Source organism: Blastomonas sp. SL216 (assembly GCA_026625625.1).
In the GTDB taxonomy this organism is placed as follows: domain Bacteria; phylum Pseudomonadota; class Alphaproteobacteria; order Sphingomonadales; family Sphingomonadaceae; genus Blastomonas.
Map to the genome: position 1 here is coordinate 1,765,891 of CP113055.1, position 13,349 is coordinate 1,779,239.

16 protein-coding genes are annotated in these 13,349 nt (G+C 60.2%); 9 read left to right on the forward strand and 7 right to left on the reverse strand.

The window, feature by feature from the left end:
• Window positions 1-201: 201 nt before the first annotated feature.
• The 3 genes from OU999_08375 to OU999_08385 all read right to left on the reverse strand — a co-directional run bounded on the left by OU999_08375 (window position 202) and on the right by OU999_08385 (window position 1,286).
• Window positions 202-420 carry a hypothetical protein gene (locus OU999_08375; protein ID WAC25184.1) on the reverse strand — a complete coding sequence of 73 codons (219 nt, stop codon included), beginning with the start codon at window positions 418-420 and terminating at the stop codon, window positions 202-204.
• A gap of 77 nt (window positions 421-497) precedes the next feature.
• Window positions 498-803, reverse strand: coding sequence for an excalibur calcium-binding domain-containing protein (locus OU999_08380; GenBank protein WAC25185.1), 306 nt, complete (start codon window positions 801-803; stop codon window positions 498-500).
• A gap of 48 nt (window positions 804-851) precedes the next feature.
• Window positions 852-1,286, reverse strand: a complete 435-nt coding sequence (locus OU999_08385; GenBank protein ID WAC25186.1) for a hypothetical protein — start codon at window positions 1,284-1,286, stop codon at window positions 852-854.
• A gap of 172 nt (window positions 1,287-1,458) precedes the next feature.
• Here OU999_08385 and OU999_08390 point away from each other — a divergent pair, with 172 nt between their 5' ends.
• From OU999_08390 to OU999_08405, 4 genes are all read left to right on the forward strand, one after another.
• Window positions 1,459-1,653, forward strand: coding sequence for a hypothetical protein (locus tag OU999_08390; protein WAC25187.1), 195 nt, complete (start codon window positions 1,459-1,461; stop codon window positions 1,651-1,653).
• Between the two features lies 1 nt (window position 1,654).
• Entirely contained in the window at window positions 1,655-1,984 is a 330-nt protein-coding gene (locus OU999_08395) for a hypothetical protein (GenBank protein ID WAC25188.1), read from the forward strand.
• A 170-nt stretch (window positions 1,985-2,154) separates the two neighbouring features.
• The gene (locus tag OU999_08400) at window positions 2,155-2,814 is read left to right on the forward strand and encodes an SOS response-associated peptidase family protein (GenBank protein WAC25189.1); all 660 of its coding nucleotides are present in this window, start codon (window positions 2,155-2,157) and stop codon (window positions 2,812-2,814) included.
• Window positions 2,815-3,122: 308 nt separating this feature from the next.
• The gene (locus tag OU999_08405) at window positions 3,123-4,424 is read left to right on the forward strand and encodes an Hsp70 family protein (GenBank protein ID WAC25190.1); all 1,302 of its coding nucleotides are present in this window, start codon (window positions 3,123-3,125) and stop codon (window positions 4,422-4,424) included.
• A 180-nt stretch (window positions 4,425-4,604) separates the two neighbouring features.
• Here the strand turns inward: OU999_08405 and OU999_08410 are convergent, their stop codons facing one another.
• Entirely contained in the window at window positions 4,605-6,440 is a 1,836-nt protein-coding gene (locus tag OU999_08410) for a hypothetical protein (protein ID WAC25191.1), read from the reverse strand.
• Window positions 6,437-7,183 (reverse strand): response regulator transcription factor, encoded by a 747-nt coding sequence (locus OU999_08415; protein ID WAC25192.1) that lies wholly within the window; start codon window positions 7,181-7,183, stop codon window positions 6,437-6,439. Before OU999_08415 ends, OU999_08410 begins: the two co-directional genes overlap by 4 nt.
• A 238-nt stretch (window positions 7,184-7,421) precedes the next feature.
• On the opposite strand from OU999_08415, the gene OU999_08420 reads away from it, so the two are divergent.
• From OU999_08420 to OU999_08440, 5 genes are all read left to right on the forward strand, one after another.
• Window positions 7,422-7,838 (forward strand): hypothetical protein, encoded by a 417-nt coding sequence (locus OU999_08420; GenBank protein ID WAC25193.1) that lies wholly within the window; start codon window positions 7,422-7,424, stop codon window positions 7,836-7,838.
• An 11-nt stretch (window positions 7,839-7,849) separates the two neighbouring features.
• Entirely contained in the window at window positions 7,850-8,869 is a 1,020-nt protein-coding gene (locus tag OU999_08425; GenBank protein WAC25194.1) for a DUF4424 family protein, read from the forward strand.
• Between the two features lie 108 nt (window positions 8,870-8,977).
• On the forward strand, window positions 8,978-9,739 hold the full coding sequence (locus OU999_08430) for a hypothetical protein (protein ID WAC25195.1): 762 nt from the start codon (window positions 8,978-8,980) through the stop codon (window positions 9,737-9,739).
• A gap of 90 nt (window positions 9,740-9,829) precedes the next feature.
• Window positions 9,830-10,270 (forward strand): copper resistance protein CopC, encoded by a 441-nt coding sequence (locus tag OU999_08435; GenBank protein WAC25196.1) that lies wholly within the window; start codon window positions 9,830-9,832, stop codon window positions 10,268-10,270.
• A 913-nt stretch (window positions 10,271-11,183) separates the two neighbouring features.
• The gene (locus OU999_08440) at window positions 11,184-11,552 is read left to right on the forward strand and encodes a hypothetical protein (protein ID WAC25197.1); all 369 of its coding nucleotides are present in this window, start codon (window positions 11,184-11,186) and stop codon (window positions 11,550-11,552) included.
• Between the two features lie 91 nt (window positions 11,553-11,643).
• On the opposite strand, the gene OU999_08445 is transcribed toward OU999_08440, so the two are convergent.
• Window positions 11,644-12,417 carry a hypothetical protein gene (locus tag OU999_08445; GenBank protein ID WAC25198.1) on the reverse strand — a complete coding sequence of 258 codons (774 nt, stop codon included), beginning with the start codon at window positions 12,415-12,417 and terminating at the stop codon, window positions 11,644-11,646.
• 25 nt (window positions 12,418-12,442) lie between these two features.
• Window positions 12,443-13,318: a hypothetical protein gene (locus OU999_08450; protein ID WAC25199.1), complete on the reverse strand. Its 876-nt coding sequence runs from the start codon at window positions 13,316-13,318 to the stop codon at window positions 12,443-12,445.
• Window positions 13,319-13,349 lie beyond the last annotated feature (31 nt).

The window sequence follows — 13,349 nt, forward strand, 5'->3', positions numbered from 1 at the left end:
TAAGTCTCCTTCAGTTGCTCGGGGACCATCCCCGATGACGCTGGCAGGAGGGGCCGCGCGCCGCCGTCACCGAGCGGAACGCGAGGGCGAACCCCGAACGGGGTTGACGGCCAGGGCAAGCAGGTCGCTCAAAAGGCGGAAAGAGTGGCGTGGTCCCGGGCAAGAGGGAGACAGATGCTGCCATTGCCACAATATCGACGGTCAGTTTGCAGCAGGCCTGGCATGTCCGCCCTCACCCGGCAGGCCGCCCTGCCGCAGCCTGGCGAGCCGGGCAGCAATGGCCTGCCACATTGCGACCCCTTCGGCATCGCCGGCCAGGGCCAGTTCACCGATCCGCTCGGCCACATGGAGCGGCGCATGTTCACCGAAGCGCTTCTCGACCGCCAGCGCGCATGCCCAGAGGTGCTGCTCATCCGTCATGCGAGGCCATCATCGCCACAAGACAGCAATCTGCCGAATGGCAGTTGGGAGAATGTCATATACCAAGTCCGGGCATATCATTCGCAACCGATGCCGTCCCCGTCGCGATCGAGATGTCTTCCATAGCCCGGCGAACCCCGGCGTACCGGTGCTGCTCCGGCGGCGCGGGCTGCGGCGCAGTTGGGAAACCAGGCATCATCGGACAGCCGTTGCGGCGATGCGGCAGGCGGAGCATTCCGGACCGAGCCGCCATGACAATGCCGGCCACCGTTCTTGCGATCGTTATGGCATCCGTCGGCGGCGGTTCTTCCGGGATGGGCAAGGGCCAGCGAGGCCGTAACGGCCAGAGGAAACACAGCGGCTGGCAACAGGCGGTAAATCATCTGTCTCTCTCGAGCACAGGATGCCATGCATGGCCGCTCCCCGCCAGCTTAGTTGCAGCGATGCTTTCCCCAATATCGGTTCCAGCGCGCAGCGAAACCATCGCGCACCATCGCGCATGAGAGGTCGCCCGAGCGCGGCGATGTGCAGAAGGCGGCGGTACGGTTGCCCCCTGCCCCGCCTTTCGAGACGCAGCGCATCGCGGGCCCCTTGACCAGCACATGACCGGTGGAGTTCGTACCTGCGGGCGTGCCGACAAGCGATACCAGATGGTCGCGCGAGGCCTTAGCGTCCGCCTTCGGGCAAGGATGGCCCGGACTGCAGCTGCCATCGGTTTCGCGGGCAGCGATGCCGGACAGCCGTATGCGCGGACCTTCGGCGCACCAGATCGGACCGTCGCCATCCCAGATGGCGACGGGCGTGCAGACGAAGCTCTGGCCGGAAGGGACAGCGGACAGAAGGAACAGAAAAAGCGGCATGCCCATGGCTAGCCCGGCAGGGCTTCGCAGCGCAAGGCAGGCGGCACCCCCGTGAGACGGAATATGGCGTCTGAGCGAGTATCCGAAAAAGCTCACCCACAGAAGGAGCCACCTTCAAGGACCACACCACCCGGCAAGCACGCTTGCGAACCCGTTCCACTTTTGTTCTTATGTGCAGATGATCCGATTCGACATCGATGACATGGCCAGCGCAATTCTCGCTGCCCCGGGCTGGGCGCGGGTCGGCATCACGGCTCCTGCCCGGCACATTCGCGACGACGCAGCGCGCGAGCTGGCCCGCACGATTGCCGATGCGCTGATCCAGTCTCAGATCCAGCCCACAAGGGACGAAAGCCCCGAGCAGGATCGGTGACATGGGCGGCTGGACAAGAGACGGCATGCGCCGCGCGACATGCCTGTTCGAGGCGGCGGCGTGGAACTATGCGGTCAGGCCGGTCTGTGCCTGCGGGCATCAGGCGAGTTTCAATCCGCACGGCCTGTGGTGGCATTTTCACAAGCGAATGTGGGACGACCGGCTCGAGCCTGCCAGGGGCCGTTTCTGGTGCCGAGAATGCAGTCTGCACAAGCGCAGGCGCATTCGTCCGCTCCGCCTCGAGCTTGTCCAGCAAAGCCAGAACGATATCGAGCTCGCGTTCCCGCCCGAACGCGAATGGAAGCGTGCGGTCAGCAGGTTCCGGAGCTGAAGCGCGATCCGGCGTGCCCGTGCAGGTCAACTAAGGCCCCACATCGATCGCATATCGACGCCTCGGGCTGATCAATGGACATTCAGTATTTTATCGGCGAGTGTTGCAATCAGCTGGAAGGGGAATTCGGCCACGGCAGGCAGGCGGGACAGGCCTAGGGAGATTACCGGATGTGCAATCTTGTCACGCTCAAGGCATCGCTCGACGGTGTGGCCCAGGCCTTTTTTGCGCTGACCGACAGGAACACCAATGCCTCGCCCGGCGATGTCTATCCCGGCTATCAGGGTTTCGTCGTGCGCGAGGAACAAAGTCAGCGCAGGCTCGAAGCGATGACCTGGGGCTTTCCGAGGCATTCGGTGAACAGGAAGACGGGCCGGCCCAACAAACCCAATCCGGTCAACAATGCGCGCGACGACAAGCTGATGTCGGCCCATGGCATGTGGAAGAGATGGTTCACCGACACGGCCTATCGCTGCCTGATCCCGTTCACAGCCTTTGCCGAGGCCGAAGGCGAGCCGGGACGGATGACGAGGACCTGGATCAGCGTGGCCGACCAGCCGCTGGCCGCCTGGGCAGGCCTGTGGCGGCCAAGCGACGAATGGGGCGATTGTTATACGGGGGTCATGGTGGATGCGACGCAGGAGCTGTGGCATATCCATGACCGCATGCCGGTGATCCTGGAGCCAGGGGACCATGACCGCTGGCTGCATGCGCCAGCCGGAGAAGCGTTGGCGTTGCTGCGCCAGTATCCTGCGGAGCGGCTGAACGTCGAGCGGACGGAAGATCCCTGGTCGAGCCGACGCAAGTCCGACGCGCCCTTGCTGCTTTGACGCCGGAAGGAAAGCCTGAGCCTATGCCCCGCGACTGGCCCGACCCCGATGACAGACCCGTATCAAGGACGGAATTCTGGATCATTGCGATCCTGACACTTGCGGGCCCCGCAAGCGTGATCCTCTGTCTGCTGCGCTGACCGCCCGGTCACCGATGGGCCACCCAGCCCATCACAGCCCCTGCCCCGCGATCGCGCGCCGCAGCCGCGAACAGGCAAGCGCAGCTTGCCCCTTTCCGGAAAGCCGGGCACAGACGGCCACCCTGCATCAGGCCGTTCATCGACAGCCGCACATTCGAGGGCCAGACGATGACCAGCCAATCCGCGACGCCTGCCCTCGGCCTCGATTTCGGCACCACAAACACGGTCGCAGCGCTTGGCCGTGCCGATGGCAGCACCGAATTGGTCCGGTTCGGAGACGTGCACCAAAGCACTGCCGTGTTCAGGTCGGCGCTCTGCTTCTGGGAGGAAGAGCGGGCATGGCAGGGCATTGCGCATGAAGCGGGACCCTGGGCGATCGAGGAATATCTGCAGTCACCGCTCGACTGCCGGTTCATCCAGTCATTCAAGAGCGTGGCAGCAAGCCCGCTGTTCGAACGAACCCTGATCTATAACAGGCCCTATGGGTTCGAGGATCTGGGCCGCACGTTTCTGAGGCATCTCGCAAGCCATGCAGGCGATGCCCTGGCGTCGCTGCCGGACCGGATCATCGTTGGGCGTCCGGTGGAATATGCAGGCGCCCGTGCCGATCATCAGCTGGCCCGCCAGCGCTACGATCTGATGTTCGAGGGTTTCGGCAAGGAGCTATATTATGTCTATGAGCCGCTGGGCGCAGCGCACAGCTATGCCAGCCGGCTCGACAGGCCGGCGACGATCCTGGTGGCGGACTTTGGCGGGGGCACCACCGACTTTTCTGTGGTCGGCATAGCCGAGCCCGGGACGGCGAGGCGCTGTACGCCTCTGGCCCATGCCGGAATCGGCATTGCAGGCGACCAGTTCGATTATCGCATCCTCGACAGGCTGGTGCTGCCGCTGCTCGGCAAGGGCGGCCAGTACAGATCATTCGGAAAACTGCTCGATATTCCTGGCGGTTATTTCACGGACTTCGGAAACTGGTCGAAGCTTGCGATGATGCGCAGCCGCAAGACCATCGACGAGCTGCGCAGGCTGCAGCGCGATGCGGTCGATCCGGAACGGATCGCCACCATGATCGCGCTGATCGAGAACGAACAGGGCTTCGCGCTGTACGATGCTGTCGGACAGCTCAAGCGCGCCCTGTCAGACAATGAGGCCGCCAGGTTCAAGTTCCATAGCGGCAGCATAGACATCGCCGCAGATGTCGAACGCTGCGAGTTCGAAAAATGGATAGCTCCCGATCTCATGCGCATCGAGGCCGCAATGGACAATGCGCTCGAAAAGGCAGCCATGTCCGAAACCCAGATCGACCGCGTCTTTCTCACCGGCGGATCCTCACTGATCCCCGCCATCGGCAGGCTGTTCGAACAAAGGTTCGGCGCAGAGCGCATCGCCACGGGCGACGAGCTGACGTCCATCGCTCATGGCCTTGCCCTGATCGGCATGGACCATGACCCAGCCCAGTGGGCGACGTGAACCACATTCGATCTGGCAGAAGCCATGAAGTGCTGCACCGGGACGCATAGCACTAAGGCTGACGGCTCCCGACCAACTTACGCCCTTCCTGTGCAATACCGCGAATGACTGCTGCGGACAGAAGCTGCCGATAGTTGCAGCGAGGCAAAATCAAACAGTCGTTTGGATAGAGCGCTGGAGTCAAGCTGCTGGCACATGAAGCAGCACTTGTGTCCCGCCCGCGCCGGTTTCGACCTTGAAAGCCGCGCCGATCGCCTTGGCACGCATCTCCATATTGGACAGGCCGCGCCCCCGTTTCCACAAGGCCGGTCCAGGCTGGCCGTCGTCACAGATCGCGATCTCGACACCTCCGAAGCCAGACGGGGCAATGGAAAGCGTCACAACCTTCCCACCTGAGTGACGCACGGCATTGTTTATTGCTTCCTGCATGATGCGATACACCGTCAGGATCGTGCCAGGCGGCAGCATGATGGAATGGCCGTCCAGGCTGTTCGACCAAATCAATTTCATCCCCGCTGCGCGCAATTTGGCTTCGGCACGCTCACGAAACTGGCCAAGCGCGATATCCATCGTGTCACCCACCGAATCCAGGCTGTCGATGAGCAGCCTGAGGTCATCGATCGCCTGTTCCACAGTGTGCGCGATAATCTGTCGGGGGCTGTTCTCGTCGCGCGAGAGCATCAGTACCGAGAGCAGTTGACCGCCCATGCCATCATGCATGTCGCGCATGATGCGGGCGCGTTCCCCCTGCACAGCCGCTTCGGCTTCGCGCTGGCGTAGCAGCGCTGCGGTGATTTCCAGTTCGGCCTGCTTCTCCGCGATGCGCGCATCCAGCACGGCGTTGGCATCCTCAAGCCGCCGAGAGAGCGCCTGGGCCCGCCGCACGATGCCGAAAAGCAGGAGGACCGCCAGCGCCAGAACACCCAGCGGGGCTATATTGCGGATCAGGGGCTCTGTCTGGAGAGCGTCGATCAGATCGGCGAGACTGATAGCCGGCACCAGGAGAAACACAGCAGCATCCAGCGCCGATGCCTCACCATCCCTTTTGAGGCCGCGCACAACGCAACCAATGATCGCGCTATTGGCAAGCAGGACCACAACGATATTGAACAAGTCTCGCAGCCCTCGTGGAAGCGGCTCGGCTAGCAACGCTGCCACAACGATCATGGCGCAGGACGGCACCGCAAATAGCAAAAGCGCGCGATCGAATTGCGGGCCACCCGAAAACCAACGGTCGGCAAGAGCGACCAGTCCGGTCATCGTGGCCAGCAGTGTCATGAACCCGGCAGATATATAGACCGGTTCGCTGGAGGGGGTCAGGATATCGATCTGCCACAGCCCGCCGATGGCCATGCCAGCAAAGGCGAGTGCGGCAGCATTGGCAAACGGCCGGTAAAGCGCGTTGCGCCCTGCCAGCAGGCAGGTACACGCTCCGAACAGACCGATCACCATAAGTCCGAGCGCAGGCAGCAGGGATTGCATCCGCCATTGCCGGATCGCGATATCGATCGCTCCAGGGGGGGCGGCGATAAGGTCTGCCAGATAGGCGCGGCAGCATTCCCGACGGACATCCGCTGCAAGACTGTTTGTGCCATTGCGCAAGTATCCACCAGGAATGACCCATTTGCTGCCAAGCTTGCCCCCGCGCCATGCCGGTGCATCTGAAGACGGGACAGACTTTCCGTTCACCGACAATGTGACCGAACGGATGTAGCGTGGAGCAAAGACGACAAGACCGCGTTCGGGTTGGTCGATGAAGACGGTGGTGATAAACCGTGCCTGTGGGCCATCGCCGAGATAGTAATCGGGGCGACCATTTGCCTGCTTGAGCTGGCCATCGGGGCCCTCAAGCAGGATATTGGCCAGCCTGTTCTGTTCAAAAACGGGGTCGATCACAGGTGGCCGCACCAGCAGCGCCAGCCCCCAAAAGGCAATCTGTGCCCCTACGATCCAGAATAATATCCGCCAATGTCGCGTCGGGGCGACCTTGGTCGATGGTATCTCGGCCTCGATCATCGACCATCCACTTTGATCAGGCCGCTGTGGATCGCCTCAAACACCGCTTCGGACCGCGAGTTTACTGCCATTTTCTGGTAGATGGCCTTCACATGCGACACGATCGTGTGCGGCGATACACCCAGTATCTCCGCCGCCTCGCGTTGACTGAAGCCTCTAGCAAGCGTTTCCAGTGTCTCGCGTTCGCGCGCGGTAAGCCCGTAATCTTGGGGCTTGGTTGCAGCGGCAGGTGCTGCAGTGTCAGGCACGACCGCCGGCATTTCGCGAAACGCTCGCAACAGCTGGGCTGCGGCTTTGGGACTGATCGGCACGCCGCCATCGCGGGCGGCACGAATGGCGGCGGCCAGCTCGGCAGGACCGCTATCCTTCAGGATGAAGCCATCCGCACCCACCGCCAGCGCATCGTTCACGGTCTTGCGATCGCCAAACACGGTGAAGACCAGCATCTTCGTGCTGGCATTGCTTTGATAGATCGAGGCAATGAGCTCCAGCCCCGAGCCATCTGGCAGGCCAAGGTCGATCAGTACAATATCGACTCCCGCCGCCGCACCGCGCAATGCGGCCTTGGCTGCAGACAGGCAGTCCGCCTCACCGACCACCAGCATGTCCGGTTCACGTCTCAGACGTTCGATCAGGCTTGCCCGCAGTATCGCATCATCCTCGACAATGAAAATGCGGCATGGCTGTGCAGCGTTGGTGCGCGTTTTCGGATCTGCCGGTTCGGTTTTTGCCCTGTCGTTCATATCGGCCATCCCCATAGCGAGCCTTCGCCGCCCTTCCAATGCGTGTCTGAACGGTTTCCAGGCCTAGGCCAGGAACGCCAGACTAGCCCAGCGGTGGCAGCACAACGATACCGCGATCACGGGATGCGTTTGTGAGCGGAACAGGGCATCTGCCGAAAAATTGCAGGGGTATGCCCGAAACCCTTGGCACCGCTTCATTCGGCGGTGGTGTGCGGGCAAAGCGAGATCGTGGAGAGAGATGAGGATGCAATATGCGCGGCGGAATTTCGGTCTCTGGGGCGTGCTGATAGGCGTGGCGATGATGGGGGCGCCTGTGATCTTGCACGCGCAGGTCAAGGCGATCCCGCCCAAGAAGGTCATGCCGAGCTTTGATTGCGCCAAGGCAAAGGCCGGTACAATCGACCAGGTGATCTGCCAGGACCGAGAGCTTTCCATTCTCGATCGGACCATGGGCCTCGATTATGACCGCGCCAAGTTGCAGACTCCGCCGGTCGAAGCGCCGACGCTGCTGCAGGAGCAGCGCGCGTTCATCGCCAACCGCAACCTGTGCATGAAGCGCAAGGCAGAGCGCCAGGCCTGCATCGCCTTTGCCTATGAATCGCGGATCGAGCGGCTGGGGGAGTGGATCGACCGGTCGGCCTGGATGAGCGAATGACGGGCACCGTAATGAATAGCCTATGGTTCTGGCCGCTGGCCGCAGTGGCCTTGGCGCCACTGCCCCTTTGCGCCAACGATACCGAAGCTAATGTGGCCCTGGGCGGCCTGATCTTCGAGCAGAACGATCATATCAGCATGGACAGCGAGGACCTGTACCTATCGCTTGACCGGGTCCGCGTGCGTTACACTTACACCAACCACAGCGATAAGCCGATCACGCTGCTGGTTGCCTTTCCGCTGCCCGATGTGCCGCTGGAGGATCGCGATCCAGAATGGATCGAGGCGGCTTATCCCGACTGGGATGCCATCGACATGAAAACTCTGGTCGATGGTAAGCCAGCGGGCCTGATGCGGATCGACATTGCAAAGGTCAATGGTGTCGATGTCGACAAGCGCCTGAAAGAGCTCGGCTGGCCGGCGCTGTTCTGGAAAGCCAGTGGCTTTGCCGACCGGCTGAAGGCACTGTCGGCCGATGACAAGTCTGCGCTGGTCGCCGAGGGGCTGCTGACCACGTACAACGTCACCGATGGTGACGTGCGCCCCGCCTGGACGATCTCCACCAGCTTCGTGCGCACCCAGACCTTTCCTCCCGGTATTCCGATCACAGTGGAGCATAGCTACACACCGCTCCAGGGTGGCTCAGTGGCCAGCGCGCTTGACCGGGAGATTCGCGGCGACACGCTTGACCCCTATGGCGAATATGTGTCGCGCTATTGTGTCGATCAGGCCTTTCTGCGCGGCTATGACCGCAAGCGTTATCTGCCATCAGGCAAAGTCGATGATCGCGTCTTCCCGCTCGAAAACTGGATCGGCTACAAGCTCTCCCCCGGGGCAAACTGGAAGGGCACTATCGGGCGGTTCCGACTGACCGTGGACAAGGGTTATCCCCACCGGCTGGTCAGCCTGTGCATGGACGGCATTACCAAGGTCAGCCCGACCCGTTTCGAGGTGATCAAGACCGATTACGAACCCGACCGCGATCTCGACATCCTGTTCGTCGCGCTATTGCCATCCGAAGGCGGGCAGTAATCCCGTGCATCTTCAATGGGGTGCATCCCATAATCACGGGATGCGGCGGGATGACCTGACCGGCTAATCCTGGTGTCAGCAGATTGCACGACACAAAAGGAGAAGAGGATGACCAACCCCCAGACCGCCCGGAAGCTGCTGATCGGCGCCAGTCTTTCGCTCGCCAATCTGGCATTGATCGGCGGCTTCGCGCTGTCCGGCATCACCGCGCCTGCAAATGCTCAGGAATGGATATGGAAAGATGGAGCGTGTCCCAACGGCTACTCGCAGGGTCAACCTGGCCGTGCTGGGCAATCTGATTCCGACAAGTGCTATAAAGGTAGCTTCGGCACTTACACGCCGCCGACCTACGATTCGATCACCAAAGCCAATCAGATGGACCGTTGTCCTGTTGGCTACTGGACGGACGAAAACAATATCAAGTCGTGTGTTAGTCCCTACCAGACCAAAGCGCCGTCATCTCGTCTAAAGAAGGGCGGCGCGTGTAAGGCGGATGAGGTTGACGAATGGGGCGTTTATTGCACCTCGCGGCTGCACAATCTCTCACGCTCGGAGGCTGAAAATACTGCTGTGGCTGACGTAAACAATCTGTTTGTTCTTTCGAATGGCGGCACCTCGCCGCAAGGCGCAGACTACAGGAATACCCCAGGCATTGTTGCGCTGTTTTCTGGCTCGGCTCAGGCGCAGGCAGGCACGGGCGGGGTATCAGGCAGCACCTCAGGCGAAAGTCAGACCGCGCAGAACAGCGGCTGCGCCACCGGATCGGCCACTGGCGCGGCCATCGGCGGAGCTATGGCGGGCGAAGGCGGCGCAGCGCTGGGCAGCATGCTCGGGGGCTTGGGCAGAAAGAAGAAAAAGCAGGGATGTTGATCCCACTGGTCTTTGCGACCCGTATCAGTGCGATCAGCCGGGAGCGCGGAACACCCCCCGCGCTCCCACATTTTCATAAGGAGAGAGGCCATGCGCAAGTGGCATATGCTGGCCGCCTGCGCGGCACTCACGATCGGTGGCGCGATTTGCGGCACGATAAACGCCACGCCACTGCAGGCGCTCGAACTGCCTGCGCCTGAACTGCTGTTCGTCTTTCCGGCAAAACAGGAAAACATTGTACCGCCCGTCAGCGAAATCACGTTGAAGTTCTTGGGGCCAGTCGACCTCATATCCTTGGCGGTCATCACGCCAGATCAGCAGCGTATAGTGCTGCACGATGTCTTCAACGGCAGCGAGGAGCAGAAGAGCGACAGCTTCACCCTCTCGCTGCCCCAGCCTTTGACGATGCCCGGCACCTATCTGATCGACTACAGCGCATCGGTCACCGATCCGTCCGACAGTTCTGCATCGTCGACCAGCAGCTACAGCAGCTTCATCATCACAGAAGGAGGCGCGGCCAGCGGCGAATAAGCCTCCGGCGTTCTGATTGGCACACAAGCACAGCCAAAACCGCGCCTGCAATGCCAAACGCCGCCCGGCGCAAGCCGCCAGCCAGCACCTGTACCTCGCCAAAGCCAGGCTTGTGCAATCGGCAAAACTGCTGACGCTATGCGCGACCGCCAATATGGACAGTGAACGTCGGCTGCGGGCCTAACCTGCCGTTCGCCACGGTTGCCGGGAACGTCGGGAATGTCCCAATTGTCGCACTAGGGCCAGCTAGAACGCAAAGTCCGCTCCATTAGATTTGCCCTTGTTCCCACAGCGGATCGCAGCAGCGATCCATTCAGACAACTGCGCCCTTGCGCGGCGCGAAGCCGCCGGACGCCCTGCGCGCGGGCCAAGTGGGCCAGCGGGCGTCTGGCAATGAGTGAGGCAAGAGCGCCTGCGGGTCAGCGCAAAAGCGCCGCGCCCTCAGGAGCAGGGCCGCAGGCCATGCGGGAAAGAGCGCGCCCTCCAGAAAATCCCGCTCCACTTCAAGCTGCTCCCGACGGTCAGCCAAATTTGGCAGGCCAAAGGGCCGGAGGGCCAGCATCGCGCGAGCCCCTGCCCTCCCCCTTCACGGATGATGAAGAGCATGCGCTGGCAGCGTTTCTTGCCATGCTGGATTTCGAGAAAAGCTCTGTACGCCCCCGATAGACGATCCGCTATGAAGACTGTCTCCGCCATACCGAGACCATGCCAATGCTATCCGAAATCGGTTTGGCGCCGCACGGCTCGTTTTCAGACCTTCTTCTGCTGGGCCGGTTGCTGAAAGGCAGATTCTGGCTAGCAAAGGGCCGAAGCCGCAAGTCGGCTCTGGGGAACACCTGGATAGGCCCAGCGTTACTGCAGTTGTGTGTAATGCAGCCATTGCGACCGCGTCGGATGGCCTTATGATGTGCCCATGATAACTACCTCGACTAAAAGCGTCGGCCTTGGCGGCGACGGTGACGAGATTGTCGCAATAGACGACCTTGAACGCGCCTTCGGGGTTAAGCTCGATGAAGCCCACGCGGTACATTGGCACACCGCTGGCGACCTGTTCGCATCGCTCTGCCAAACGCTAAATGCCCACATTCGGGACGAGCACCTATGGTCGCGCTTTGCCGAGGTTTTGACAGTCCAAACCGGCGTTGACCCGAAGGCTATCAAGAAGGACAGCCCCTTGCTGTCGCAGTCGCGACTTTGGATCCATGTTGCAAACGCGTCGGCAGCGATCTGGATTGCCGTAGCCTTAGGGATGCTCACATTAGTAAGTTGGGCGCTGCTTTAAAACGTCAATATATGGAAGGGGTCGCTTTCAGAACGGCAGGATCAGAGGAACAGCTAGTCAAAGCTGCCGCTGGACAGATTTATAGCGAAAACTAACTCCCGCCAGAAAGTCGGCGTATGGTTGCTAATAATGCGTTCCGCTCAATTTCATTGCATACCCCGACCTGAACGGCCTCTATGATTTGCTTTAACAAGAGAGGTAGAGCAATCGTATTCATAGACTGGTCATTTGATGCAACTATACTGCGGTTTTGATCACCGCTCACTTCGCCTTGATGAAGGTGGCCAGTGAAATTTTCAATGTGAATCGTTGAAGCAACTTTGACAGCAATATTTTTTTCTTCGACACTAAAATCAATTCCTTCTCCCAAAATTCCTGCTCGCTCCAATTCTATCGACCAATCCAGAACTAGAGTGCGAACTTGGTCTAGAACGTCTAAGAATATGGCTTGAGAACTGTGTATGTAATATTCTGTTCCCGGTGTGCCATGCGCTTTGTTCATCGCCGATTCGATTGAACCATGCACCTTTGCAACTAACTCCTCCGACCCATCACCGGCTAGAGCCTCAACTTTGGCTATGGATTCTAGGACAGGGTTTTTGCAGATATTTCGAACCCATTCGGCGTCGCCAGAAACGGGTATGATGCCGTGAAAGCGACTGTGCGCTTTCAATTGCCCGATAGTCTGTCGGTATGCTGGCACGATGTCATTTTGGGCGTAGCCCTTTAACTCGCGATCTACCCACTCGGAAGCATCGTCGAGCTTCAGTTTGACGGCTGCCACCTTAACGCGGCGAAGGAGGTCACTAACCTTCACGTTCGCGTCGAGCGCTTGTGCCTGTATATTTTCGACTAACCCAGCCATACTTGTTGCGAGGCCTTTTTTGGACTTAGCTAAGCCACTGACTGAGGGCGGGAAGGAATGGTCCCAAAATCGTAACGTGATTGGCGGCCAATTCTACAAACCGCTGATAGGCGCCAACATAACCCTGCGACCCCCGAGTCGCCTGGAGGTCCACGACGGCTTTGAGCAATGCTGTCCGGTCCGCCTCGCTCGCGACCTGCTGATTTATCGTGGAAGTCAGCGACTGGAAAAGCGTCTGGAAGTCCATGGTGTTCTGTGACGCATCGACAGAATTGATAACAACTCGGTTCTGATGGCCGGTAATGTCACCGCTGTGCAGATTCGCGACGTTGCCCTGGATCGTTATAGAGGCCCCCGAAGCTCGGTGTTTTTCGTTCATACTGAAACTTATCCCCTCACCTGAGACGCCCTGCCGCTCGAGACTGACTGCCCAGTCCAGTACCAAGTCACGTACTCGGTCAATTACTGAAACCAACATACTCTTGCTAAAAACGATGTTGAAGGCGCAATTCGTCAATCCCATTGCTTCTTTCACCATGGTTTCCAAATGCGCGTCGAGTCCGATCGAGCACGTTGTCCCTTCGCCGCTTGCGAGAGCCTCGACGCTCGACAATGGTTCCCGCAAAAACACTTGCGATAATGCCGCAACACTCATGGTATCGCCCGTCGCAGGCCTTTGGCCGAAGCGATCTCTCTTCATGAGAGTCCCATGCCCGCGACGGTAAGACGGAAGGTTTCCCTCATCGACGCCGACATATCCGGTCAATTCTCGATCTACCCAGTCGATGGCGTCGGTCAGTTCAAGCTTGACGGCAGCCAGCTTTACCTTCCGGAGTAAGTCGGTAACGCGCACCGATGGATCGAGGGCACTTTGCTGAATCTCTGCAATTAAACCGCTCAAGGCGCGCTCCCAGGACAAATTGATGTGTCGA

What these genes read in the sequence shown, in the direction of transcription:
- OU999_08375 (WAC25184.1), bottom strand. Translation starts at nt 420, where the DNA reads ATGACGGATGAGCAGCACCTCTGGGCATGCGCGCTGGCGGTCGAGAAG.
- OU999_08380 (WAC25185.1), bottom strand. Translation starts at nt 803, where the DNA reads ATGATTTACCGCCTGTTGCCAGCCGCTGTGTTTCCTCTGGCCGTTACG.
- OU999_08385 (WAC25186.1), bottom strand. Translation starts at nt 1,286, where the DNA reads ATGGGCATGCCGCTTTTTCTGTTCCTTCTGTCCGCTGTCCCTTCCGGC.
- OU999_08390 (WAC25187.1), top strand. Translation starts at nt 1,459, where the DNA reads ATGATCCGATTCGACATCGATGACATGGCCAGCGCAATTCTCGCTGCC.
- OU999_08395 (WAC25188.1), top strand. Translation starts at nt 1,655, where the DNA reads ATGGGCGGCTGGACAAGAGACGGCATGCGCCGCGCGACATGCCTGTTC.
- OU999_08400 (WAC25189.1), top strand. Translation starts at nt 2,155, where the DNA reads ATGTGCAATCTTGTCACGCTCAAGGCATCGCTCGACGGTGTGGCCCAG.
- OU999_08405 (WAC25190.1), top strand. Translation starts at nt 3,123, where the DNA reads ATGACCAGCCAATCCGCGACGCCTGCCCTCGGCCTCGATTTCGGCACC.
- OU999_08410 (WAC25191.1), bottom strand. Translation starts at nt 6,440, where the DNA reads ATGATCGAGGCCGAGATACCATCGACCAAGGTCGCCCCGACGCGACAT.
- OU999_08415 (WAC25192.1), bottom strand. Translation starts at nt 7,183, where the DNA reads ATGAACGACAGGGCAAAAACCGAACCGGCAGATCCGAAAACGCGCACC.
- OU999_08420 (WAC25193.1), top strand. Translation starts at nt 7,422, where the DNA reads ATGAGGATGCAATATGCGCGGCGGAATTTCGGTCTCTGGGGCGTGCTG.
- OU999_08425 (WAC25194.1), top strand. Translation starts at nt 7,850, where the DNA reads ATGAATAGCCTATGGTTCTGGCCGCTGGCCGCAGTGGCCTTGGCGCCA.
- OU999_08430 (WAC25195.1), top strand. Translation starts at nt 8,978, where the DNA reads ATGACCAACCCCCAGACCGCCCGGAAGCTGCTGATCGGCGCCAGTCTT.
- OU999_08435 (WAC25196.1), top strand. Translation starts at nt 9,830, where the DNA reads ATGCGCAAGTGGCATATGCTGGCCGCCTGCGCGGCACTCACGATCGGT.
- OU999_08440 (WAC25197.1), top strand. Translation starts at nt 11,184, where the DNA reads ATGATAACTACCTCGACTAAAAGCGTCGGCCTTGGCGGCGACGGTGAC.
- OU999_08445 (WAC25198.1), bottom strand. Translation starts at nt 12,417, where the DNA reads ATGGCTGGGTTAGTCGAAAATATACAGGCACAAGCGCTCGACGCGAAC.